This is a genomic window from Sphingopyxis sp. (assembly GCF_041916015.1).
Lineage (GTDB): Bacteria > Pseudomonadota > Alphaproteobacteria > Sphingomonadales > Sphingomonadaceae > Sphingopyxis.
In genome coordinates, this window is sequence record NZ_JAYSAH010000049.1 from 65,411 (window position 1) to 88,250 (window position 22,840).

General features: G+C 64.8%; 24 protein-coding genes and 1 tRNA gene. 6 read left to right on the forward strand and 19 right to left on the reverse strand.

All coding sequences use genetic code 11. The features are described 5' to 3' along the window. Positions 1 to 26: 26 nt before the first annotated feature. From ACE3SL_RS06995 to ACE3SL_RS07015, 5 genes are all read right to left on the reverse strand, one after another. The gene (locus ACE3SL_RS06995) at positions 27 to 2,588 is read right to left on the reverse strand and encodes a TonB-dependent receptor domain-containing protein (RefSeq protein WP_374525029.1); all 2,562 of its coding nucleotides are present in this window, start codon (positions 2,586 to 2,588) and stop codon (positions 27 to 29) included. Positions 2,589 to 2,646: 58 nt separating this feature from the next. After that, positions 2,647 to 3,636 (reverse strand): FecR domain-containing protein, encoded by a 990-nt coding sequence (locus tag ACE3SL_RS07000; RefSeq protein WP_374525030.1) that lies wholly within the window; start codon positions 3,634 to 3,636, stop codon positions 2,647 to 2,649. Continuing rightward, the gene (locus ACE3SL_RS07005) at positions 3,633 to 4,205 is read right to left on the reverse strand and encodes an RNA polymerase sigma factor (RefSeq protein WP_374525031.1); all 573 of its coding nucleotides are present in this window, start codon (positions 4,203 to 4,205) and stop codon (positions 3,633 to 3,635) included. Before ACE3SL_RS07005 ends, ACE3SL_RS07000 begins: the two co-directional genes overlap by 4 nt. A gap of 105 nt (positions 4,206 to 4,310) precedes the next feature. Then, a complete protein-coding gene (locus ACE3SL_RS07010) occupies positions 4,311 to 6,101 on the reverse strand; it encodes a DUF885 family protein (protein WP_374525032.1) in 1,791 nt (596 codons plus the stop codon). A 175-nt stretch (positions 6,102 to 6,276) separates the two neighbouring features. Continuing rightward, positions 6,277 to 6,369 (reverse strand) — tRNA-Ser (locus ACE3SL_RS07015). 239 nt (positions 6,370 to 6,608) lie between these two features. Here ACE3SL_RS07015 and ACE3SL_RS07020 point away from each other — a divergent pair. After that, positions 6,609 to 7,376, forward strand: a complete 768-nt coding sequence (locus tag ACE3SL_RS07020) for a DUF1134 domain-containing protein (protein ID WP_374525033.1) — start codon at positions 6,609 to 6,611, stop codon at positions 7,374 to 7,376. A 343-nt stretch (positions 7,377 to 7,719) separates the two neighbouring features. Here ACE3SL_RS07020 and ACE3SL_RS07025 read toward each other — a convergent pair whose 3' ends face one another. The 4 genes from ACE3SL_RS07025 to petA are packed head-to-tail and all read right to left on the reverse strand — an operon-like array spanning position 7,720 to position 10,993. Next, positions 7,720 to 8,274 carry an adenine phosphoribosyltransferase gene (locus ACE3SL_RS07025; protein ID WP_374525034.1) on the reverse strand — a complete coding sequence of 185 codons (555 nt, stop codon included), beginning with the start codon at positions 8,272 to 8,274 and terminating at the stop codon, positions 7,720 to 7,722. Positions 8,275 to 8,300: 26 nt separating this feature from the next. Next, complete coding sequence (locus tag ACE3SL_RS07030; RefSeq protein WP_374525035.1) at positions 8,301 to 9,110, reverse strand: cytochrome c1; 810 nt, start codon at positions 9,108 to 9,110, stop codon at positions 8,301 to 8,303. A 31-nt stretch (positions 9,111 to 9,141) separates the two neighbouring features. Further along, positions 9,142 to 10,422 carry a cytochrome bc complex cytochrome b subunit gene (locus ACE3SL_RS07035; RefSeq protein ID WP_374525036.1) on the reverse strand — a complete coding sequence of 427 codons (1,281 nt, stop codon included), beginning with the start codon at positions 10,420 to 10,422 and terminating at the stop codon, positions 9,142 to 9,144. A 13-nt stretch (positions 10,423 to 10,435) separates the two neighbouring features. After that, positions 10,436 to 10,993, reverse strand: coding sequence for a ubiquinol-cytochrome c reductase iron-sulfur subunit (gene petA, locus ACE3SL_RS07040; RefSeq protein ID WP_374525037.1), 558 nt, complete (start codon positions 10,991 to 10,993; stop codon positions 10,436 to 10,438). A 224-nt stretch (positions 10,994 to 11,217) separates the two neighbouring features. Here petA and ACE3SL_RS07045 point away from each other — a divergent pair, with 224 nt between their 5' ends. Both ACE3SL_RS07045 and hemF read left to right on the forward strand, forming a co-directional pair. After that, the gene (locus ACE3SL_RS07045) at positions 11,218 to 11,676 is read left to right on the forward strand and encodes a tRNA (cytidine(34)-2'-O)-methyltransferase (protein ID WP_374525038.1); all 459 of its coding nucleotides are present in this window, start codon (positions 11,218 to 11,220) and stop codon (positions 11,674 to 11,676) included. Continuing rightward, the gene (gene hemF / locus ACE3SL_RS07050) at positions 11,673 to 12,533 is read left to right on the forward strand and encodes an oxygen-dependent coproporphyrinogen oxidase (RefSeq protein WP_374525039.1); all 861 of its coding nucleotides are present in this window, start codon (positions 11,673 to 11,675) and stop codon (positions 12,531 to 12,533) included. The genes ACE3SL_RS07045 and hemF overlap by 4 nt, the downstream gene beginning before the upstream one ends. A 57-nt stretch (positions 12,534 to 12,590) precedes the next feature. Here hemF and ACE3SL_RS07055 read toward each other — a convergent pair whose 3' ends face one another. Both ACE3SL_RS07055 and ACE3SL_RS07060 read right to left on the reverse strand, forming a co-directional pair. Further along, entirely contained in the window at positions 12,591 to 13,463 is an 873-nt protein-coding gene (locus ACE3SL_RS07055) for a hypothetical protein (RefSeq protein WP_374525040.1), read from the reverse strand. Between the two features lie 88 nt (positions 13,464 to 13,551). Next, positions 13,552 to 14,298, reverse strand: a complete 747-nt coding sequence (locus ACE3SL_RS07060) for a hypothetical protein (RefSeq protein ID WP_374525041.1) — start codon at positions 14,296 to 14,298, stop codon at positions 13,552 to 13,554. 132 nt (positions 14,299 to 14,430) lie between these two features. Here ACE3SL_RS07060 and lipB point away from each other — a divergent pair, with 132 nt between their 5' ends. Next, the gene (lipB, locus tag ACE3SL_RS07065) at positions 14,431 to 15,084 is read left to right on the forward strand and encodes a lipoyl(octanoyl) transferase LipB (RefSeq protein WP_374525042.1); all 654 of its coding nucleotides are present in this window, start codon (positions 14,431 to 14,433) and stop codon (positions 15,082 to 15,084) included. A gap of 10 nt (positions 15,085 to 15,094) precedes the next feature. Next, positions 15,095 to 15,424, forward strand: coding sequence for a hypothetical protein (locus tag ACE3SL_RS07070; protein ID WP_374525043.1), 330 nt, complete (start codon positions 15,095 to 15,097; stop codon positions 15,422 to 15,424). A 3-nt stretch (positions 15,425 to 15,427) separates the two neighbouring features. Here the strand turns inward: ACE3SL_RS07070 and queE are convergent, their stop codons facing one another. The 8 genes from queE to ACE3SL_RS07110 all read right to left on the reverse strand — a co-directional run bounded on the left by queE (position 15,428) and on the right by ACE3SL_RS07110 (position 22,117). Next, positions 15,428 to 16,060 carry a 7-carboxy-7-deazaguanine synthase gene (gene queE / locus ACE3SL_RS07075; RefSeq protein ID WP_374525044.1) on the reverse strand — a complete coding sequence of 211 codons (633 nt, stop codon included), beginning with the start codon at positions 16,058 to 16,060 and terminating at the stop codon, positions 15,428 to 15,430. Between the two features lie 4 nt (positions 16,061 to 16,064). After that, entirely contained in the window at positions 16,065 to 16,748 is a 684-nt protein-coding gene (gene queC / locus ACE3SL_RS07080; protein ID WP_374525045.1) for a 7-cyano-7-deazaguanine synthase QueC, read from the reverse strand. Positions 16,749 to 16,915: 167 nt separating this feature from the next. Next, the gene (locus tag ACE3SL_RS07085) at positions 16,916 to 17,323 is read right to left on the reverse strand and encodes a DUF3617 domain-containing protein (RefSeq protein WP_374525046.1); all 408 of its coding nucleotides are present in this window, start codon (positions 17,321 to 17,323) and stop codon (positions 16,916 to 16,918) included. 125 nt (positions 17,324 to 17,448) lie between these two features. Next, positions 17,449 to 18,354 carry an Hsp33 family molecular chaperone HslO gene (locus ACE3SL_RS07090; protein ID WP_374525173.1) on the reverse strand — a complete coding sequence of 302 codons (906 nt, stop codon included), beginning with the start codon at positions 18,352 to 18,354 and terminating at the stop codon, positions 17,449 to 17,451. A 5-nt stretch (positions 18,355 to 18,359) separates the two neighbouring features. Further along, positions 18,360 to 19,286: an ornithine carbamoyltransferase gene (gene argF, locus ACE3SL_RS07095; protein ID WP_374525174.1), complete on the reverse strand. Its 927-nt coding sequence runs from the start codon at positions 19,284 to 19,286 to the stop codon at positions 18,360 to 18,362. 28 nt (positions 19,287 to 19,314) lie between these two features. Then, the gene (locus ACE3SL_RS07100; RefSeq protein WP_374525047.1) at positions 19,315 to 20,502 is read right to left on the reverse strand and encodes an aspartate aminotransferase family protein; all 1,188 of its coding nucleotides are present in this window, start codon (positions 20,500 to 20,502) and stop codon (positions 19,315 to 19,317) included. A gap of 108 nt (positions 20,503 to 20,610) precedes the next feature. Further along, positions 20,611 to 21,597: an LLM class flavin-dependent oxidoreductase gene (locus tag ACE3SL_RS07105; RefSeq protein ID WP_374525048.1), complete on the reverse strand. Its 987-nt coding sequence runs from the start codon at positions 21,595 to 21,597 to the stop codon at positions 20,611 to 20,613. Positions 21,598 to 21,664: 67 nt separating this feature from the next. Then, positions 21,665 to 22,117 carry an Lrp/AsnC family transcriptional regulator gene (locus ACE3SL_RS07110; RefSeq protein ID WP_374525049.1) on the reverse strand — a complete coding sequence of 151 codons (453 nt, stop codon included), beginning with the start codon at positions 22,115 to 22,117 and terminating at the stop codon, positions 21,665 to 21,667. Positions 22,118 to 22,189: 72 nt separating this feature from the next. On the opposite strand from ACE3SL_RS07110, the gene ACE3SL_RS07115 reads away from it, so the two are divergent. Further along, positions 22,190 to 22,780 (forward strand): LysE family translocator, encoded by a 591-nt coding sequence (locus ACE3SL_RS07115; RefSeq protein ID WP_374525050.1) that lies wholly within the window; start codon positions 22,190 to 22,192, stop codon positions 22,778 to 22,780. Positions 22,781 to 22,840: the final 60 nt, after the last annotated feature.

Here is a 22,840-nt window from a genome sequence, read left to right on the forward strand (position 1 = left end):
GGCACACCGCGCCAACCGCCGGGCGATCACCACCGCTTCGTCACCTGGAGCGCGAAATAGCGCCCCAGCGGGCTGGCGTTGGCGGGATCATAACCGAGACCGAAGTCGCTGCTCGCAAACAGCGGCGGCTTCTTGTCGAACAGATTGTCGATGCTGAAGGTGACGCTGACACCGCGCAGCGGGCCGGGGTTGCCGAACTGATCGCCATCGATACGCGCGGTCAGGTCGACTGTCGTCAGCGAGCCGATCCTGCGCTCGGGCGAGGCAAAGCTATCGCGATAATCGTCAACATAGTTCAGATATCCGAAAAGGGCGAAGGCGCCGTGCGTCCAGCTCGCCGATCCACGAAGCCGGAAATCGACAAGCTGCCCGGGGGTATTGAGCCGATCGACAAGGGGACTGAGCGGAGTGATCCTGCGCTTGCTGTTCAGATAATAGGTCCCATCAGCGCCGACCGCGAACTTGTCGGTCGCCGATCCGAAACGGAGATCGACCTTGGCATCGACCCCATCGACCTTGTCCGAGCCGATATTGGCCCGGCGATTGTCGAAGAGCACCAGCCCCGGTGCGACATCGAGCAGATTCTGCGTCGCCGGATCGAAGTCGATGTCGGTCATGTTGATGAAGCCCGACGCCCCAAGGTCGCCGGAGAGTGCGCTCTCAATCACCTTTCGGGCATCGCTGTCCGCAGGCATCCGGTTGACCAGCGAGCCGAAGAAGGCTTCGTCGAGCAAGACGCTGCTCGTATCTTCGATCGGCTGATCGATCCGGTGGCGATAGTCGATCGAGAAATAGGAGGCGGAAACGGTCAGCCACGAAGCCGAAGGCGGCGAATAGTCGAACCCCGCGCTCCATGTCGTCGCCCGCTCGGGCCGCAGTGCCGCATTGCCGCCGAGCCAGATCAGCACCGGCTTTACACCCCCGGTCTTCGGATCGGGCGCATATTGCAGGAAAGCCTGGTTCGACTGCGACAGGGTGAGCAGCGGCGGCGCCCGAAACGCCCGCGAATAAGCGCCGCGGATCGCCAGGCCCTCGGCCGGTTTCCACACAAGGCCTGCCTGTGGATTGAAGGTGCTGCCGAAATCGCTGTAGCGGTCGTATCGGCCGGCCAGCGAAAACTCGACTTCTCCGCCGCCGATATCAAACGGGACGATCAGCTCGCCAAAGGCCGAGACGATATTGCGATCGGCTTTCAGCGTCGGGTTGGTGAGCGCCTCGTTACGATATTCTGCACCGAACGCCGCCTTCACCTCATGCGCGCCGATCGCGAACAGCGCGCCATCGACGACCGCCGATGCTTCGGTCAGGCGCGCCGAGGTCCTGCGGTTCCGCCCGCCAAAGCTGTCCTCGACATCCTCGTGGTTGCGCACCGCGCCATGATTGCCCGAGACATCGAGGCGCCAGCCGCCGCCCAGATCGACCTTGGCACCAAGCACGGCGCTGTATTGGCGGCTCCGAACTCTCGAATCCTGGATAAAATCGAAGAAGGGCGACGTATAGTCGAGCACGGCCCGTTTGAGGTCGGTCGTGTAGAGCGCATCGCCATAGAGTTCGACCGCATCGGCGATCCGGTAATGCCCCGCGGCATAGAGCGAATGCCGCTGACTGTCGGGCCGCGCATCGAAACGGCGGAGCGACACGTCGAACGGCGATGGGCCGCCGAGCTCCGCCCGCACGATGTCGAAATTCCGCTCGCGCCGGAAATCATAGGCAAGGACCAACCCGCCGTGATCGGACTTGAACCCGCCGGTGTGGCTGATGCCGATCCGTTCGCCGCCCTTCGCGGCGCTGCCGAGATAGAATTCGGACTCCATCCCCTCGAAATCTTGCCGGGTCACCAGATTGACCACGCCGGCCACGGCATCCGAACCATAGATCGCGGACCGCCCGCCGGTCACGATCTCGACACGGTCGACGATCGCGAGCGGAATCGCCGAAATATCGACGACGCGACCATCGACATTGCCCGCGCGGCGGTGGCCGTTGAGCAGCACCAGCGTCGATTCGGCGCCGAGCCCGCGCAGACTGATCCCCGCGGCGCCCTGCGCGTTCGACAGGGCGAGGTCCGAAACCCCCGTCCCGATCGAGGCGTCGGCAGACATCTCGCGCGAGTTCTGCGGCAGGTCGTCGAAGATGTCGGCGACCGAGGCATAGCCGCTGTTGCGGATCTGCTCGCGCCCCATGGTGATCGCAGGCGCGGGCACGTCGACACCGCGGATTCGCGTGCCGGTGACGATGATGTCTGCGCTCTCGCTATCGGCCGCGGCGCTTCCGGCCTCGCCCTCCCCCGGGGTGATCGCGATCGCCCCCGACGCATCGACCCGGAAGGTAAAGCCTGTCCCTCGCAGCAAACGCGCCAGAGCCGTGTCGGCATCCAGCGTTCCGCACACGCCGTCCGAACGCGCCTCGCGCACATCGTCGGTCCGGTAAAGGACCTGCCGACCGGACTGGCGGCCATAGGCGTCAAGCGCCGGCTTCAGGCCGCCGGCGGCAATGTCGTAGCTGCGCGTTTGGGCTTGCACGGGCGTCGCCATCGCAACGACGCAAACACTGGTCGCAAGCATGGCGGCAAGGCTGGATATCTTCATTACTTCCCCCTGTTCGGCCGCCTGGTCGCGCGCCCTCGAGAGGTAGGACAGTCGAGCGTCACAAAGCCGTAACGCCCTGACTGGAGATTTTTATCGCGTCGGGGGCGATTTCGACATGCAGCCCATAGGCATCTCGCAGCAACCGCGCGAACGCTTCGACATTCGATGCCTGGAAGGTTCCGCCAATACGGATGCCGGCCGCGCCCGGGTCGGTGACGATGACCGGCCGCCGATGATAGCGATTGAACTCTGCCGCCGCGTCGGCGAGCGTCGTCCGGTCGAAACTCAACATGCCGTCGCGCCACGCGAGCGCACTCTCGACGCGCTCCTCCGATCGCTGGGTGACGAGCGTCGAGCGGCCCTCGCTGATCGCGGACATCCCGCCGGTAATGGTCGTCGTCGATGCGGGCCGCCCGTCCTTTGCGGGATTCTCGTCGATCCGCACGCGCCCTTCCAGCACCGATACGGATACGTCCCCACCGTCGCGCCGGACCGAAAATTTCGTTCCCAATACGGTGACCGTGCGCGCACCGGCATGGACAACGAAGGGGCGGCGAGGATCGTGCTTCACCTCGAAATAGGCCTCGCCTTCATCGAGCCAGATATCGCGGTGGCCCGATGTCGAGGCCGCACGAATCACGCTTCGCGTGTTGAGCTCGACATGACTGCCGTCCGCGAGCGCGACATCCTTGCGCTCGCCGATCCCCGCCTTGTAGGTCGAGGCTACGAGCTTCGGCGCGGATGGCTCTGACAGGAACGGGATCGCGCCGATCCAGAAGGCCGCGACGAGCGAAGCCGCGAGCGCGACCGGCATCCCATAGCGCGCCAGGGCCTTGCGCGGCGCGGTTGGCACCGCTGCTATGCCCAGTGCTCCGATCCGGTCGGCTTCCTTCCAGCTATGCTTCAGGCGCCAATAGGCCGCCTTATTGCCGTCGGATGCGGCAAGCCAGGCGTCGAGCGCGGCTTGGTCCTCATCCGACCAATCGCCGTTTTCGCGGCGAATGATCCAGGCGGCCGCTGTATCGGCGGTCTCCTCCGCGCGGCTCATGCTCCATTCTCCTTGCGCCCTTTCCGGGCAAATTTCTGTCTTGTTATCTTGCCCGAACCGCCCATCATGAAATCGGCGAGCGCCTTCATCCCCATCGAAAGTTGGCGCTCGACCGCATCGATGCCGATGCCGAGACGCGCCGCGGTTTCGCGCGTGTTGAGCCCGTCGATCTTGCGCAGCAGCACGATCTGGCGGACGCGCGGCGACAGGCGATCGATCCCTTCCTGCGCGCGCCGCAGCGCCTCGCGCGCGAGGACGTGCCGCTCGGCGGTCAGCATATCCGCGTCATGCTGTACCGCTTCGAGGTCGGCCACCAATTCAAAGGAAACGATGCGCGCCCGCTTCGCGCGATTGATCAGATGATTTCGCGCGATCGCGAACAGAAAGGCCCGGGCGTCATCGGGCAGGTCCCGGCGCGCCGCGGCGATCGCCAGTTCATAGACGTCGTGGCGCAGGTCGATGACATCCGCCGCGACCCGCCAGTTGTTGCGGATGAAGCCGGTAAGCGCACTCTCGTTCGGCAGCACCTCGCGGCAAAACCATCTTTCGAGACTGTCGTCATCAACCATGTTGTGCGCTCTCCCCGAGGGAGTCCCCAAAGGAGTCCCGGCCCGCTCGATCGAAGGAAGACAACTGGCAACGGAAAAGCCGTAACGGCAATTGCTCCCGCGCCGCTAAGCGGGCGCCGCGATCCAGCGGTCGACCTGCGCTTCGAGGATCGGCAGCGGCACCGAGCCGCGGCCGAGGATGATCTCGTGGAAGATCTTCTGGTCGTAACGAGCGCCGAGCGCCGTCCGCGCCTTATCGCGCAGCGCCAGAATGCGCTGCATACCGACCTTGTACGAGGTCGCCTGCCCCGGCGTCACGAAATAGCGGCGGATTTCGGACCGGATCTTGGCCGCAGGTTGCGGCGAATTGGCGGTATAATAGGCCAGCGCCTGCTCCTCGCTCCATCCCTTGGCATGGATGCCGGTATCGACCACCAGGCGGATCGCGCGCCAGATCTCGCGGCCCAGCCGGCCGAAATCGCTATAGGGATCGGTATAGAAACCCATCTCCTTCGCCAGCCGCTCGACATAGAGCGCCCAGCCCTCGCCATAGGCGCCGTAGAAATAATTCTTCCGGAACTCGGGCGTGCCGGTCATCTCCTGCGCGAGCGCGATCTGCATATGATGGCCGGGCAGCCCCTCGTGATAGACGGTGCCCTCGATCTCATAGGTCGGCGTCGCGCGGGTATCGGCGAGGTGGACATAGAATATCCCCGGTCGCGATCCGTCGAGCGCAGCCGGCGAATAATGCGCCGCGCCGCCCGGCTCCTCGCGGAACGCCTCGACGCGCTTGACGATCAGGTCGGCCTTGGGCAGCCGGCCGAACTGCTCGGGCAACCGCGCGCGCATGCCCGTGAGATAATCTTCGGCCTTCTTGAGATAGGCGGCACGACCGGCATCGTCGTTCGCGACATAGAAGCGGTCGTCGCTACGCAGGAAGACGAAGAAGTCCTCAAGCTTGCCCGCGAACCCGATTTTCGCTTTCAACGCTTCCATCTCAGCCCGGATACGCGCGACTTCGGACAGGCCGAGGTCGTGAATCTCGCCCGCGGTCATGGCGGTGGTCGTCTGGATTCGCAGCATCGCATCATAATAGGCCGCGCCGTCGGGCAGCGCGCCCGCGCCGCGGGGTTCGGCGTCAGCCGCCGCGCGGTCGGACCGAAGCCATGCCAGCAGCCGGTCATAGGCCGGCTTCATCGACCCGGTCATCGCCTCGGCGGCGCGCACGACAAAGGCATCGGCGGTCGCAGCATCGATCTTCCCCGCGTTGACGAGACCCCCGGCCTTCGCCCTCGCATCGGCATAGAGCGCATTGTCCTCGCCCGCGTCGAACGGCGCGCCGCTCATAAGCCGCCCGACCAGTTCGATCGACTGGTCATAGGCGAAGCCCGGCATGCGGATGCCCTTCGCCGCCGACGCCCTGGCACGGTCGAGATAGATATCGAGCGTCGGGCCGAGCGCGGCAACGCGCGCGACATAGGCCTCCATGTCGGCGGGCGTGTCGACGCGATGCTGGTTGATCAGGAAATTGGGAAGCCCGGTATGCGGGCCGTTGCGGTCGAAGATATAAGCATGCCCGCGCCACTTCGTCGCCGCCTCGGCGCGCTCGAGTTCGAGCAGCCACATATCGTAGGACACCCGCGCATCCTCGCCGAGCGCCGCTCGGTCAAAGCGCTTCTTCATCTCGGCGACATTGGCGCGCCGCCACTTGAGCCGCGCCGCCGCCGCCGCATCGCCGGGGTCGGTGAACCGGTCCTGCTGCTCCTTGCACCCAAGGCTGGTGAGTTGCTCCGGGTCGAGTGCGAGTTCGGCCTCGAACGCCGCATTCAGAAAGGCGGTGAACGCAGCATCATCCGCGCCGCCCTTGCCCGCTGCGCGCGCCATCGGCGTCACCAACGCGCTGGTTGCCAGCGCCAATGAAAATTCCCGTCGTGATAGCCGCACCGGGACCCCTTTCTCCGTTTCTTCGGATCGGCGCTACCGCCATCGGCACCGCCGAGCCAAGGCTAAAGTGGACGAAGATATCGAGCCTTCAGCTCGAAGCCCCAACAGGATGCCCCGTAAGTCAATGAAAGTTATGAATTTTCAGAATTGGCGGAGACGGAGGGATTCGAACCCTCGGTACCGGATTTACCAGTACGACGGTTTAGCAAACCGTTGGTTTCAGCCACTCACCCACGTCTCCGCATGGCCTGCCGGGCTAACGGCAGTCTGGCCTCAGGCGGGTCGCTATAGCCATGCGTTTCGCGCCCCGCAACGCCTAACATCACCTCCTTTTGGCTTTCTTTTGCGCATTTCATGGCGAAATCGATTCGGTCCGGCGCAAAATCGACTCAAGTCATCGCCCATTCATTGCCCGCGATTCACTGTCGGAGTCATGACTAGCCCACGGGCGCATGATGCGCCCGCCGATTTGGGGGAAATATGCGTAAGACGCTTGCCGCTTTTGCCGTCACGGCCTTTGCTTCGCTCGGGCTCGCGCTCGCGCCGGTGGCGAAGGCGCAGATGACCTCGGTCGATCCCAACACGGCGATCGATTCGGACCTCGACAACCCCCAGCCGGCAACGCCAGCTCCGCCGCCCGGCGCCGACTATTCGTCGAGCGACCCGACGCTGAACAGCGACCTGGCGACCGGCGACCAGCAATATTCGGCCGCACCCGATTCCGCGACCACGACCACTACGGCCCCGACCACGGCGGCGGAAGGCACGACCTACAAGAAGGACGACCTGATCGGCGCCGCCGAAGGCGTGTTCGGCAAGGGTGCGCAGGGCCTGGCCGGGCTGATCGAGGACATCCTGAAGAAGCAGGGCGAACCCAATGCCTATATCGTCGGGCGCGAAGCCGGCGGCGCGCTCGGCATCGGCGTGCGCTACGGTTCGGGAACGCTGCATCACAAGATCGAAGGCGAAAAGCCGGTTTACTGGAACGGCCCCTCGATCGGTTTCGACGCCGGCGCCAACGCCGCGAGCACCTTCGTCCTCGTCTACAATCTGTTCGACACCGAGGATCTCTACAAGCGCTATCCCGCGGGCGAAGGCGCCGCCTATCTCGTCGGTGGCTTCAACGCGAGCTATCTGCGCCGCGGTGACGTCGTGCTGATCCCGATCCGCGTCGGCGTCGGCGCCCGCCTCGGTGTCAACGCCGGCTATATGAAGATCCGCAAGAAGCAGAATTGGGTGCCCTTCTAGGCACCGGAGGGCTTGCCAAGGGGGCGAGCATAACCCGCGCTTTGGCGCGGGCCTTTTCTTTTGCGTAGCGCATAGAATGGCGCGACGGCTTTTGACCGGGAGGGGAGATCCCGATCCTCCCTGTGGCGAAGCCATGGGGAGGTGGTAGCCCGCAGGGCGGACGGAGGGGCAATGGCGCGACGTCGCGGCCCCTCCACCACTCGCTTCGCGAGAGTGCTGGGTCGTCCAGTCCCCCGGACTGGACTTGAATTGCCGGGGGCAATTCAACCCTGCACTCCCCCTCCCCATGGCTGCGCCGCAGGGAGGAGTTTAGGGCAGCTCACCACCCCAATGCCGATGCTGATCAATCCCCCTCGAACGCGATCAGCGTCTCGCAGGTCAGTCCCGCGGCTTCGAGGCGCAGCGAGCCGCCAAGGTCGGGCAAGTCGATGACGAACAGCGCCGCAGCAACCTCGGCGCCGACACTCTGCATCAGCCGCGCCGCGGCGAGGATCGTGCCGCCGGTTGCCAGCAGATCGTCGACGAGCACCACGCGGTGCCCAGCCATGACTGCGCCTTCGTGCAGTTCGAGGCGGTCGGCGCCGTATTCGAGTTCGTAATCGACGCCGATCGTGACGCCCGGCAGCTTGCCTGCCTTGCGCACGGGAACGAGCCCGACGCCCATTGCCGTCGCCATAGCCGCACCGAACAGGAAACCGCGCGCCTCGACCGCCACGATGTAATCGGGGCGATAGGCGGCTGCGCGATCGGCCAGACGCCGCACGCTTTCGGAAAAGCCGGCGGCATCGCCGATCAGGGTGGTAATATCGCGAAATTGAATGCCCGGCTTGGGAAAGTCCGGGATCGTGCGCACGAGCGACGCGAGGTCAAGCTCGGGCCGAGGCGGGAGGGCGATCATCGGAGTGGCCGCCCTCCCCCGTAACCTCAATGCTTCTTGTCGGCCCAGATGTTGCGGTACGACATATAGGTCAGGCCGGTGAAGATGAGCAGGAAGAGAAAGGCTGCCCAGCCCACCTGGTGACGCTTCACCAGCTTCGGTTCGGCGGTCCACACGAGGAAGGCCGCGACGTCCGAGGCCATCGCCTTCACCGTGTTCGGCGAACCGTCTGCGAAGGTCACCTGACCGTTCTGCAGCGGCGGCGCCATCGCGAGGTTGAGGTTCGCGAAATAGGGGTTGTAGTGCAGGCCCGTCGGCGGCTGCAGTTCCTTCGGCAGGTTCGCCGGGGGATTCTGGAAGCCGGTCAGCAGCGAATAGACATAGTCCTTGCCGCCTTCGCGCGCCTTGGTGATCAGCGACAGATCGGGCGGCAGCGCATTGTTGTTGGCCGCGCGCGCCGCGACTTCGTTCGCATAGGGCGCCGGGAAATGATCCGACGGCAGGCCGTCGCGCGTCGCCGGCTCGCCCGTGTCGGGGTTGATCGACGGCACCTGGAACCCCTTGGCGAAGGTCTTCACCTGGCCCTCGGTGTAGCCGAAGTCCTGAATGTCGCGGAAGGCGACGAGATTCAGGCTGTGGCAGGCCGAGCAGACTTCCTTGTAGACCTGCATCCCGCGCTGCAGCTTGGCCTTGTCCCAGTGTGGAAACAGGCCATCGCTGGTCAGCGCTAGATGCTGTGGTTCCTTGTGGAACTCGTGCGAGGCGTTGGGCTCATTGGTGAGCGGCGTGGTGACGATCGCGCACAGCAGGGCGACGATGAACCCCAGACCGACGAGAAAACCGAGCGGACGAACCATGGCTGTATCAGCTCCTATTAAAGTCCGGCGCTCAGGCCGTGGCCGCCGACGTGTCGTCGGCATGCTTTGCGAGGACCGCTTCCGTGATCGAATTCGGCATCGGCAGCGGGCGTTCGATCCGCGAAATGATCGGCAGGATGATCAGGAAGTGCGCGAAATAATAAGCCGCGGCGAGCTGGCTCATGATCACGTAAGGCTGCTCCGCCGGGCTCTTGCCGCAATAGCCGAGGATGAGCACATCGACGACGAGCACCCAGAAGAAGATGCGGTTGAGCGGACGATAGTTCGACGACTTTACCGGCGAGCTGTCGAGCCAGGGCAGGAAGAACAGCAAAGCGATCGCCGCGAACATCGCGATGACGCCCCACAGCTTCGCATCGATCCACAGGAAGTTGAAGGTGAAGGCGCGCAGGATCGCGTAGAAAGGCCAGAAATACCATTCGGGCACGATATGCGCAGGCGTCGAAAGCGGGTTCGCCGCGATATAGTTGTCGGCATGACCGAGCAGGTTCGGGCTGAAGAAGGTCAGCGCGACGAACAGCAGCAGGAACACGCCGACGCCGACGCCGTCCTTCGCAGTATAATAGGGGTGGAACGGGACGGTGTCCTGTTCGTCCTTCACCTCGATACCGGTCGGATTCGACGAGCCCGGGATGTGCAGCGCCCAGATGTGCAGGATGATGACGCCCGCGATCACGAAGGGCAGCAGATAGTGCAGCGAGAAGAAGCGGTTGAGCGCGGCATTGTCCGGCGCAAAGCCGCCGAGCAGCCAGACGCGGATCGGCTCGCCCACGACGGGTATCGCCGAGAAGAAGCCGGTGATCACCTGCGCGCCCCAGAAGCTCATCTGGCCCCAGGGAAGGACATAGCCCATGAAGGCGGTCGCCATCATCAGCAGGAAGATCACGACGCCGAGCAGCCACACCATTTCGCGCGGCGCCTTGTACGAACCGTAATAAAGGCCGCGGGAGATGTGCAGATAGACGACGATGAAGAACATGCTCGCGCCGTTCATGTGCGCGTAGCGGATGAACCAGCCGGCGTTCACGTCGCGCATGATATGCTCGACCGAGTTGAACGCGACGCCCGCGTTGGCGGCATAATGCATCGCCAGCACGATGCCGGTGACGATCTGGATGACCAGCGCGGCGCCCGCGAGAACGCCGAAGTTCCAGAAATAGTTGAGGTTGCGCGGCACCGGATAGCCGGGGCCGGTCGCATTGTAGACGAGGCGCGGAATCGGCAGCTTCTCGTCCATCCACTTCATCAGCGGATGCTTGGGTTCATAGGGTTTGGCCCAGGGAAAGCTCATCTTATCTCGCTCCTCAGCCGATCGTCACGACAGTGTCGCTGGTGAATTCATAGGGCGGCACGGTCAGATTCTTCGGCGCCGGGCCTTTGCGGATGCGCGCCGCGGTGTCGTAGTGCGAACCGTGGCACGGGCAGAAATAGCCGCCGAAGTCACCGCGATTCTCGCCCTCGGCCGCGCCGAGCGGCACGCAGCCCAGGTGGGTGCAGACGCCGAGCGTGATCAGCCAGTTTTCCTTGCCGGGCTTGGTGCGCTCGTCGATCGTCTGCGGGTCGCGCAGTTCGCTGAGCGGAACCTTCTTCGCGGCCGCGATTTCGGCGGGCATCAGGTTACGGACGAAAACCGGCTGCTTGCGCCAGCTGGTCTTAATCGCCTGCCCCGGCTGGATCGCCGAAATGTCGATCTCGGTCGACGACAGCGCGAGCACGTCGGCGGAAGGGTTCATCTGGTTGACCAGGGGGAGCACCACCGCGACCGCACCGACACCGGCAAAACTCACTGCTGCGATGTTGATGAAGTCCCGGCGCCGCACGCCATCTTCGATGCCGGCGGTAGTATCGGTTTCACTGGCCATTCGACTGCCCTTGCATGGGTGAACTGACATAGTTCCCAAGAAGGAATGACCCGCCCTGTTGCGCACGCACGAAACGGCACAGCCCGGCGGCCCCTCCGGGAATTGCGGGCCTGATAGCCGCACAGTCCGGGCTTGCCAACAGGCAATTTCCGCTTCTTGCACTGGACAAGGACCCCGCGCCCAAGCCTCTCGATTCCCGGCGGCTTCCCCTTTATGGCAGCGGCATGGAAATTGCGCTGTTCCAGCCCGACATCGCCGGCAACGTCGGCACGATCCTGCGCACCGCGGCCTGTTTCGGGGCGCCGGCACATATCATCGAGCCGTGCGGCTTTCCGTTCGGCGATGCAGCGCTGAAACGCGCGGGAATGGACTATGCGGTGCGCGCCAATGTGCGGCGCCATCCGAATTGGGATGCATTCCGGCAATGGGCGCAGACCGGCGGGCAGCGTGTCGTGCTGCTGACGACCGCGGGCGCGACTCCCCTGCCCGATTTTGATTTCGATTCCGGCGATGTGCTGCTCTTCGGATCAGAGAGCGCGGGCGTTCCGCACCACGTCCATGAGGCCGTCACCGCACGGGTCGCGATTCCGATGCGGCCGGGCTTTCGATCCTTGAATGTCGCGGTTGCGGCTGGCATCGCGCTCGCCGAGGCGCTCCGCCAAACGAAAGGCTTTACCGCATGATCTCGCTCGACAACCAGCAGCAGCAGGCACGCGCCTGGTTCGAGTCGCTGCGGACAAGAATCTGCGCCGAATTCGAGGCGATCGAGCGCGAGGCGGGGAGCGACACGACGTTCACCTACACCCCGTGGGATCGCGAGGCGGACGGAATCGCGCCGGGCGAAGGGGGCGGCGGGGTGCGCGGCGTGATGACGGGCCAGGTCTTTGAAAAGGTCGGCGTCAATGTCTCGACCGTCGGCGGCGAGTTCGCGCCCGATTTCGCGGCGTCGATCCATGGCGCGGGCGAGGACCCGAGCTTCTTCGCGACCGGGATCAGCCTCGTCGCGCATATGGCGAATCCGCACGTTCCCGCCGTCCATATGAACACGCGCTTCCTTGCCACGACGAAGCGCTGGTTCGGCGGCGGCGCCGACCTCAATCCACCGATTCCCTACCAGGAGGACACCGACGCCTTTCACGCGCGCTTCCGCGCTGCCTGCGCGCCCTATGGCCCCGACGTCTACGAACGCTATGCCAAATGGGCCGAGGATTATTTCTACATCCCGCATCGCGGCGTTCATCGCGGCGTCGGCGGCATCTTCTACGACCATCTCGAATGCGGCGACGATGGCGAATTCGATCGCAATTTCGCCTTTACGCAGGCGGTGGGCGAAGCCTTTCTCGACATCTTCCCGCAGATCGTGCGGCGGCGAATGGGCCTGCCCTTCACCGAAGCCGAGCGCGAGGAGCAACTCCTGTGGCGCGGCCGCTACGCGGAGTTCAACTTGGTCTATGACCGTGGCACGCTGTTCGGGCTCAAGACCGGCGGCAATATCGACGCGATCCTGATGAGCCTCCCCCCACTCGCCAAATGGAGCTGATATGAAGAAGGGCGCTCCGTCGCCGGAGCGCCCTTCTTCGATAGCGCTTCGCCGCGATCAGGCGAACACGTCAGCCGAGGCTTTCGGTGCGATGGCGCGATAGACGCCGATGGGCATCGAAAAGGATGCCATGATGATCGGCAGATAGACGACCGCTGCCATGACGATCATCGACAGGATCATTCCGGCCGCCGAACCGCCCGCGATCGCTCCCGTGATGCCGCCGAAGATCAGCCCGGCGACAAAGATGTAGACGACCATCAGGATGGTGAAGAGCAGATAGAAACCGACGATCACCCACTGCGAAGCCCGCGTCATGTTCCAGGATTCGGTAAGGCCCGTGACCGGGTTGCGGGTCAGGCGATCGGCCATCACCGGACCGGCGACGATGAAGCGTCCCTGCACCCAGAGCATGAAGACGATCACCGCCAGATAGAGCAGCACGGCGACGAAGATCGCGCCGCCACCGACCGCGCCCGATTCCAGCGCAGCGGGCGAGAAGGCCCCGGCCCCGCCGAGCGCGGCACCGAAGATCAGCCCGAAGATCAGCATCACGATGAAGATCACGATATAGGCGGCGATCATCACGACGATCATGCCAAAGGCGAAAGCCGGGCCGGCCTGAAGGGCCCAGCCGAAATTGGGCGCCTCGCCCGGATGCAGGCCGCCGCGCCAGATGAGCATGCAGGCGGCATAGAGAATGACCGACGCGAGCAGGGCGAACAGGCCGATCTTGCCCATCGCGCCCATGATAAGCGACGGATCGTTGGGCGCCATCGCCATCGCCGAAAAGGTCGATCCCAAAAACAGAAAGCCGAGCAGGCCGACGAGCAGCAACGCGCCGCCGAACCAGATCAGCATCTGTGTCCAATTGGCCTTCAGAAACGCGAAGGTTTCCGAAAAGGCCGCACCGATACTCATTTTGGTCATGTCCAATCCCCTTTTTCGAGCCCGACCTATCCTCTGTCAGGCGCCCCATCTCCACATATGTTGCGACCCTTGCCCCTTGAATTTCCCGTCATTCGAACACGCCCGCATCCCCGCCGCTTGCAAGCTGGCGATAGGCGGCCGTCGAGATCGCGATCGAGAGCATCGACGCGGCCACCCCGAGCGCCGATTCGAAAAATCCGCTGATGATGCGCCCGGCGCCCGGCTCCGCACCGACGACAGCGCTGACGACCAGTGTGACGATGCCCACCGTGATGCCGACGACAATCATCACGAGAAAGAGAAAGAAGAAGATTGACCAGCCATTGTCGCGGGTCAGATTCCAGCTTTCGCCGATCGCTTCGAGCGGGTTGTACAGGCCGCGGTCCGCGACCACCGGCGAAACCAGTGCGAGGCGACCGATCAGATAAAGTCCCGGGACGATCAGCAGGATGAAGCCCAGTCCGAGGATGAAGCCCGTCAGAATCTGGACGACGATCATCGTCGGCAGGAGGCGAAAGGCGAAGCCGATCGCCTCACCGACGCTGGTGCCGGTGCGCGACAGCCACAAGCGGAGGATCGCCACCGTTCCCACCAGAGCGAACAAGGCCACGCCCAGCTGATAGGGCAGGACTTGCCGGATATTATCCTGAAAGATCGTCAGAATCTGATCGACCGTCGCGCCCGCGGGGGGTTCGGCCGGCGCCGGCCCGAACCACGCGACGACGAGGGTCGGCAGAAACAGGAAGACCGCCGCGATCGCTCCGGTCAGCGCGCTATGCGCTTTCAGCAGGGCGATGCTGTCTTCCCAAGCCGCACCCATATCGAACTTTGCCATTGATACCCCGTTGTTTTCTTTTTCCCTGATCGGGTTGAAACTGACGGTCTTCGCTCCCAATGTCCAGCCTTGTTACCGAAAGCCGCCTACCCTCTTGCCTCCGCGCTCCCCGGGCGGCAGGAAGCACCCGAAATGACCACCCTTTCCGCCCCCGAATGGACCTTTTCGCCCGGCCTGACCGGCTATGAGGCCGCGCTCGCCGACATGGAAGCGCGCGCCGCCGCGATCCACGCGGGCACGGGCCAGGAACGCATCTGGCTGCTCGAGCATCCGCCGCTCTATACGGCGGGAACGAGCGCCGATCCCGCCGAGCTTCTCGACCCGCGCTTTCCGGTGTTCGATGCGGGGCGCGGGGGACGCTACACCTATCACGGCCCCGGCCAGCGCGTCGGCTATGTCCAGCTCGACCTCGCGAAGCGCGGGCGTGACGTGCGCGCCTATGTCTCGGCGCTCGAAGGCTGGGTGATCGACGCGCTCGCGCTGCTCGGCGTGGCCGCGCGCCGTGCCGAGGGCCGCATCGGCATCTGGACCGACGACGAACAGGGCCGCGAAGCCAAGATCGGCGCGATCGGAGTGCGCGTGAAGCGCTGGGTCACGCTCCACGGCTTTTCGCTCAACGTCGCGCCGGATCTGGCACATTTCACCGGCATCGTTCCGTGCGGCATCGCCGAATTTCCGGTCACCAGCCTCGCAGCGCTTGGGAAGCAGGCCTCGTTCGAGGAGGTCGATCGCGCGCTTGCCGACACCGCGCCCGCCTTTCTCGACAAGCTGCGGGCGAGCGATTAGGAACGGCGCCATGACGCGGATCATCCTCAGCTCGCTCCTCTTCCTTTCGCTTGCCGCCTGCGGCAATGAACCGTCGGGCAAGACCGCGACCAAGCTCGACGCGGTCGAGGTTCAGCCGGGCAGCGTCAGCGATTCGATGATCATCCTCGATAATGCCGCGGGCGACGGCACCGCGATCGACAACAGCGTTCCGGACGACGGGACGAAGAAGGAAGCCGCGAAGCCCGCCGCCGACGCGGCGGCGGAGAGCGAGGACGCGGAACCGAATCCCGATGCCGTCGAAGCGCCGGTCGCCAAAAAGGCGCTGACGGCCGACAGCGCCGCGAAGACGTCCGAATAATCCCTATCGGAGTCCAAGCGATTTGTGCGCCTGGAGCGACAGGCGCCAGCGCGGGTCCGCCATCACCAGATCGATGCACGCCCGGACATTGTTTGCCGCGTCCGGATCGTCGAGCGGCTGGATCAGCCGATGGGTGAAATCGAGCGCCACCAGCGCTTCGACGTCGCTACCCGGCTGCGGCCAGACAAGTTTGAGCTCGTCGCCGCTCTTCTGCACCAATTCGCTGCCCGCCTTGGGGCTGACACAGATCCAGTCGATGCTGCGCGGCACCGCATGGGTGCCGTTGGTCTCGATCGCGATGGTGAAACCCTCGGCGTGCAGCGCGTCAATCAGCGCCGCATCGACCTGAAGCATCGGCTCACCGCCGGTGAGCACGACGTAGCGATCGGCTTCTCCCTCGCCCCAGCTTTCAGCGATGACGCCCGCAAGCGCCGCGGCATCGGCATATTTGCCGCCGAGCGTGCCGCCGGTGCCGACAAAGTCCGTATCGCAGAATTGGCAGATCGCTTTGGCGCGGTCCTGCTCGCGCCCGGTCCACAAATTGCAGCCGGCAAAGCGGCAGAACACCGCGCGGCGCCCCGCCTGCGCGCCCTCGCCCTGCAGGGTCAGGAAAATCTCTTTGACGGCGTAGGCCATGGGATCAGGCGTAGCGCGTCGGGTCGGACAGCCCAGCGTCGGCGAAGCCCTTGCTGCGCAGCCGGCAGCTGTCGCACAGCCCGCAATGCAGACCCCCGGGGGTCGGGTCGTAGCACGACCAGCTCATCCCCGCGTCGATGCCGAGCCGCGCGGCCTCGGCTGCGATATCGGCCTTGGTCATATGCTGGAGCGGCGCGTGGATGCGGAAATCGACGCCCTTGTCGCCGTCGCGGGTCGCGAGCGCCGCCAGCTTCTCGAAACCCGATATGAATTCGGGCCGGCAGTCGGGATAGCCCGAATAGTCGAGCGCGTTGACGCCGATGACGATGTCCTGCGCTTGCCGTGCTTCGGCAAGGCCGAGCGTCAGCGACAGGAAGATGAGGTTGCGCGCGGGAACATAGGTGATCGGCACGTCATCGCCCACCCCGTCCTTGGGCACGTCGATGTCGGCGGTCAGCGCCGAGCCGCCGAAGCGGCGGAGGTCGAGCGGCAGGACGATATGCTCGGCCGCGCCGACATAGTCCGCGATCCGCGCCGCCGATTCGAGCTCGACGCGGTGGCGCTGGTTGTAATCGACCGTGAGCGCGACGATCCGCGCGCCGGCCTCGCGCGCGAGCCCCGCGCAAACCATCGAGTCGAGCCCGCCCGACAAGAGGACGATCACCGTTTTTCCGGAAACTTGCTGCATCGGCGCCAGATAGGCCCGCGCCGCCGGAGGCGCAAGCGCTGCGCCGCACAAAGAAATGGGCCGCGCGGCGATTGCCGAGCGGCCCAGTTCGGCATGAAGCCGTTAGGGAGAAGGACACACAAAGGTGCGTCGTCCGTCCCGTTTAGCGGATAATGGTTAACAATCGATTAGGAGCAGGCGCCCGTGCGCCGCGCCTCGATCGCCTGCGAGAAGGGGCGGCCGCCCGCGATACCCTGCGTATCGATCTGGACGAGCCGGTTGGTCTCGCTGCGGATTGTCGTGCGGCCATGCCCCGCGCCCGGGCAGGTATAATGGACCGTCACCGAGTTCGGCGTGTCCTCGATGATATAGCGCGAGCAGTTCGATTGCGGATGCTCGACCTGGATCATCCGCCGCGCATCGCCCAGGCACATGGTCTGCAGCACCGCATCCTTGCCGCGTTCGCGCAGCTGCCAGCTCCCCTTTTCGAGCCGGTCGAGCATCGCGAGCGACGGCGCCTGCGCAGGGACCGCGGTCGCCGCGGCGAGGCCGAGCACTACGAGGGACGTTCTGAAAATCGGGGAAAAGATCGCCATATTTCCTTCCATCTGGTCGTCCATAGTTGGACGGAAACGCGACCCCATTGAGGAGGAAGTAGCAACGCAGGGGATGGATTTCAACCGCTTGGCGCCAATTTGGCTCGTTTCGTCGTGCTCGCCGTTCAGCCGTGCGCAGCGATCTCCTCCAGCGTGATGGGAAAGACGCGCGAGCAAAAGGCGCAATCGACGTTGATCAGCCCGGCCTCGTCGGCCATCTCGCCGCGCTCGGCTTCGGGGAATTTCGACAGCACGCCGGCAAAATAATCGACGCTGCACCGGCAGCCGCGCGAGACGACATCGCCCGTTTCGACGCGCACCTCGTCCTCATGGAACAGCCGCCATGCCAGCGTCTCGAGCGAGGTTGCGGGATCGGTCAGTTCCTCGGCCTTCAGCGTCTCGGCGATCATGCGCGCATGCTCCCATTCGGGATGGTCGTGCCGGACGTGGAGCCGGTCGCGCCCGACCTCGCCCTCGGGCAGGTGCTGGAGCAGCAGGCCGCCCGCGACGCACCCCGCCTCGGCATCGTGGCGCGCGGCGAGCTTGATCAGGCTCGGAATCTGCTCGGACTGTTCGAAATAATGTTCGGCGGCGTCACCGATCGACGCGCCTTCGAGCGGGACGATGCCCTGATAGCGCTCTGCGCTCGCCGCCTGGTCGAAGGTGATCGCAAGAAATCCCTCGCCGAACAGCGCAAACAGCGTGGGATCGGACCCCATTTCGGCGAGCCGCTCGGCATCGAACTTCAGATAGCCGCGAAGCTCGCCGCCCTTGTAATCGCAGACGAGCAGTTCGACCGGACCGCCGCCGGTCTGCGCCTGCAGTGTGAGTTGGCTTTCCTTGTCCTTCAGCGTCGAGCCGAGCAATGCAGTCAGAACCAGCGCCTCGGCGAGCAGCTTTTCGGCCGCCGGCGGATAGCTGTGTGCCGCCACGATCCTGTTCAGCACCGGCCCCAATCGCACCAGCCGCCCGCGCACATGGCGGTCGGCGATGGTGAAGGTCAGCGGCTGGTCGAACCAGGTTTCCTGCATCTCGCTCATAGCTTGCCGAGCGCCCACAGCAGGACCGACTTTTGCGCATGGACCCGGTTCTCGGCCTCGTCCCAGACGCGCGACTGCGTGCCGTCGATCACCGCATCGACGACCTCCTCGCCGCGGTGCGCGGGGAGGCAATGGAGAAAGAGCGCGTCGCCCTTCGCCGCGCCCATCAACCGTTCGTCGACCTGATAGGGCGCCATCGCCGCGAGCTTGTTGTGCGCATGGTCCTGTCCCATCGACACCCAGGTGTCGGTGACGACGAGATCGGCGCCCGCCACGGCTTCGCGCGCGTCGCGGACGATGTCGATCCGCGCGCCCTTCGCGCGCGCCGCCTCGACGAAGCGCGCGTCGGGTTCATAGCCCTGCGGCACGCCCGCGCGAACGTTGAAGCCGAACAGCCCCGCCGCCTCGATCAGCGACGCGAGGACATTGTTGCCGTCGCCAAGCCACGCGAGTTCGAGCCCAGGGAGCGCCTTGCCGCTCTCGACGATCGTCAGCAGATCGGCGACGATCTGGCACGGGTGCGACAGGTCGGTCAGGCCGTTGATGACCGGAACGCCTGCATATTCGGCGAGTTCCTCGATCTTCTCGTGATGATCGGTGCGGATCATGATCGCGTCGGCGTAGCGCGACAGCACGCGCGCCGTGTCGGCGATCGTCTCGCCGCGGCCGAGTTGCGAGGTTCCGGCGTCGAGGATCATCGGCACGCCGCCCAATTGGCGGATCGCTAGGTCGAAGGAGCAGCGCGTGCGCGTCGAATTCTTCTCGAACACCATTGCCAGCACATGGTCGGCGAGCGGCTTGTCGGCGTCGGGCCGCGCCTTCGGCCAGCCCGCGCGCGCCGCCTTGCGGTCGATCGCATCGGCGAGCATCGCCGCGACGGCATCCCCGCCCGCGTCGGACAGGTTCAGGAAATTGGGCACTATGCCCTCCGTTCTACAGGAACGGAAATCATCAGGACGCCGGCGGCGTAAAGCTCGCCGCCCCTGCCGACAATTTCTCGATGCACTCGTCGATATGGCCCTGCTCGATGTTGAGCGGCGGCAGGATGCGGATGACATTGTCGCCCGCCGCCACTGTCAGTAGCCCGTGATTGTCGCGCAGATGCGCAACGAAGGCGCGGCTGTCGGACTTCATCTTGACGCCGAGCATCAGGCCCATGCCGCGCACGCTCTCGAACAGATTGTCGTGGTTCGGAATAAGCTGTTCGAGCGCGCCGCGCAGACGTTCGCCGGTCGCCTTGACCTGATCGAGGAAACCCTCTTCGAGGATCACGTCGAAAACCGCCTGCCCCGCCGCCATCGCGAGCGGATTGCCGCCATAGGTCGAGCCATGGGTGCCGATGGTCATGCCGCGCGCCGCCTTTTCGGTCGCGAGGCAGGCACCCATCGGGAAACCGCCGCCAATGCCCTTCGCGCTCGCGAGGATGTCGGGCGCGAGGCCGTATTGCTCATAAGCATAGAGCGAGCCGGTGCGCGCAACGCCGCACTGAACCTCGTCGAAGATCAGCATCAGGTCGCGCTCGTTGCAGATGTCGCGCAGGCCCTGCAGGAAGGGCTGCGACGCGGGGCGGATGCCACCCTCGCCCTGCACCGGCTCGACGAGGAAGCCCGCCGTGCTGTCATCGACCAGATCGAGCGCCGCGTTGAGGTCGTCGAACGGCGCATAGCCGAAGCCCGGCAGCAGCGGGTCGAAGCCCTTGCGCAGCTTTTCCTGGTTGGTTGCGGAGATCGTGCCAAGGGTGCGGCCGTGGAAGGCGTTGTTGAAGGTGATCAGCGTATGCTTGTGGGCGTTGCCCGCGCTCGAATGATAGGCGCGCGCGGTCTTGATCGCGCATTCGACCGCCTCGGCGCCCGAATTGGTGAAGAACACCGTGTCGGCGAACGTATTGTCGACGAGGCGCTGGGCGAAAGCCTCGCCCTGCGGGCTGCCGTAGAGGTTCGACACATGGATCAGCGTCGCTGCCTGATCCTGGATCGCCTGGGTCAGATGCGGGTGGCCGTGGCCGAGCAAGTTCACTGCGATGCCGCTCGCGAAATCGAGATAGCGCTCGCCTCGTTCGCCGATCAGCCAGGCGCCTTCGCCTCGCACCGGACGCACAGCGCACCGGGGATAAACGGGCATCAGCGGCGTGATCGACATGTCAGGCACCTTTCCAATCGGGCAAACGTAAAAAGGCGACCCCGAACGGGCCGCCCTTGATGGGACCGCTCCTATACTGCCGCGGCCGGAGCCGCGTCAACACGGGGGTTAGAGCGACTTTGCCGCCTCCATCGCGAGCGCAACCGAATGTTTGCGCGCCGCATGGTCGTACATCGACGAGGCGATGATGATTTCATCGACGCCGGTGCGCGCCTGAAACGCCTTGAGCCCCGCGGCGACGTCCTCGACCGTGCCGACCGCCGAACATTGCAGCACATGGTCGAGGATCGCACGGGCATTCGGCGGCAGGCTGTCCTTATAGCCCGCGAGCGGCGGCTTCATCTTGCCGGGATTGCCGGTGCGCAGCGCAACGAACGCCTGTTGCTGCGACGAGGCGAGCAATTCGGCCTCCTCGCGCGTATCGGCGGCGAAGACATTGAACGCCGCGGCGGCATAAGGCTCCGAAAGTTGCTCCGACGGCTTGAACTGGCGGCGATAGACATCGAGCGCCTCGTCGAGCGCGTCGGGCGCGAAATGGCTCGCAAAGGCATAGGGCAGCCCGAGCATCGCCGCTAGTTGAGCGCCAAACAGGCTCGATCCGAGAATCCAGAGCGGCACCTTGGTCCCTTCCCCAGGCACCGCGCGGATGCCGAGCCGGTCATCGCCCGCCAGAAAGGCCTGCAACTCGACGACATCCTGCGGGAATTGCCGCTCGTCGCTTGCCAGGTTGCGGCGCAGCGCGCGGGCCACGACACCGTCCGAGCCGGGTGCGCGGCCGAGGCCCAGGTCGATGCGGCCGGGGAACAAGGCTTCGAGCGTCCCGAACTGCTCGGCGATCACCATCGGCGCATGATTCGGCAGCATGATCCCGCCCGCGCCGATGCGGATCGTCGAGGTTGCCTGACCGATATGCGCGAGCACGACTGAGGTCGCGGCGCTGGCGATTCCCGCCATCCCGTGATGCTCGGCGACCCAATAGCGTTCGTAGCCGAGCGCCTCCGCGTGGCGGGCAAGATCGGCGGCATTGGCGAGCGACTGGGCGATCGTGCCGGTGTCGGTCACGGGCACGAGATCGAGGAAAGAGAGTTTCGTCATGCAACGGATATGCGGTGGAGGGGCTGCCGGTTCAACCTCAGCGCTTTGCGAGTACCGCGAAGAAAAACTACGCCCGCTCATCCTTCGGCGAATCCATCAGCACGTAGGTGGTGATCGAATGCACCTGCGGCAGCACACCGAGCACCTCGGTATGAAAATGCTTGTAGGCCGCGAGGTCGGCCGTCTCGACGCGCAGCAGATATTCGATTGTCCCGGTGATGTTGTGGCATTCGCGCACCTCGGGCGCCTCGGCCATCGCCGCTTCGAAGCCGACCTGCGACGCCTTGGTGTGCGACGACAGGCCGACGGTGACATAGGCAAGGAAGGTCAGCCCGAGCTTCGCAGGATCGATCACCGCGCGATAGCCCTTGATCACGCCGCTGCGTTCGAGTTCCTGCACGCGGCGCAGACAGGCCGAGGGCGAGAGCCCGACGCGGTCGGCAAGCTCGATATTCGAGATTCGTCCGTCGCGCGACAATTCCTGCAATATCTTGCGGCCAATGGCATCGATCCCGGTCATAGATTGCACAGCTTAGCCGATCGCAGCTCATCTTTGCAATCGCCGCGCATCAGAACGCATTATATTGCGCGCATGGAACAAACCGCTCTCGCCGCTCTGTCTGCCTTCGCGCTCGTGTCTTCGATCACGCCGGGGCCGAACAATATGATGCTGATGGCGTCGGGCGCCAATTTCGGTCTCCGCCGTACCGTGCCGCACGCACTCGGCGTCGGAATCGGCTTCACGCTGATGATCATCCTCGTCGGCGTCGGGCTGATGGGATTGTTCGACCTGTTTCCGGCGTTGAATGTCGCGCTCAAGGTGGTGAGCGTCGTCTATCTGCTGTGGCTCGCATGGAAGATCGCCAAAGCCGGCGCGCCCGACACCGGCGGCGCCGCCGCCGGCAAGCCGATGAGCTTCGTCCAGGCGATGCTGTTCCAGTGGGTCAATCCCAAGGCCTGGTCGATGGCGCTGACCGCGATCGCGCTCTATGCGCCCGACCGCAATATCGCCGCGGTCCTGCTCGTCGCCGCGATCTTCGGGATCATCAACCTGCCCTCGACCAGCCTGTGGGCGGTGATGGGCGTGTCGCTGCGCGGCTGGTTGTCGAGCCCGGCGCGGCTCAAGGCCTTCAACTGGACGATGGCGGCGCTGCTGGTCGGATCGCTGGCGCTCCTCATCTGACCCGATTGCAAGGTTGCGAGATGCAACCTACAGACGGCGGCTCCTCTTCCCTGACCGGAG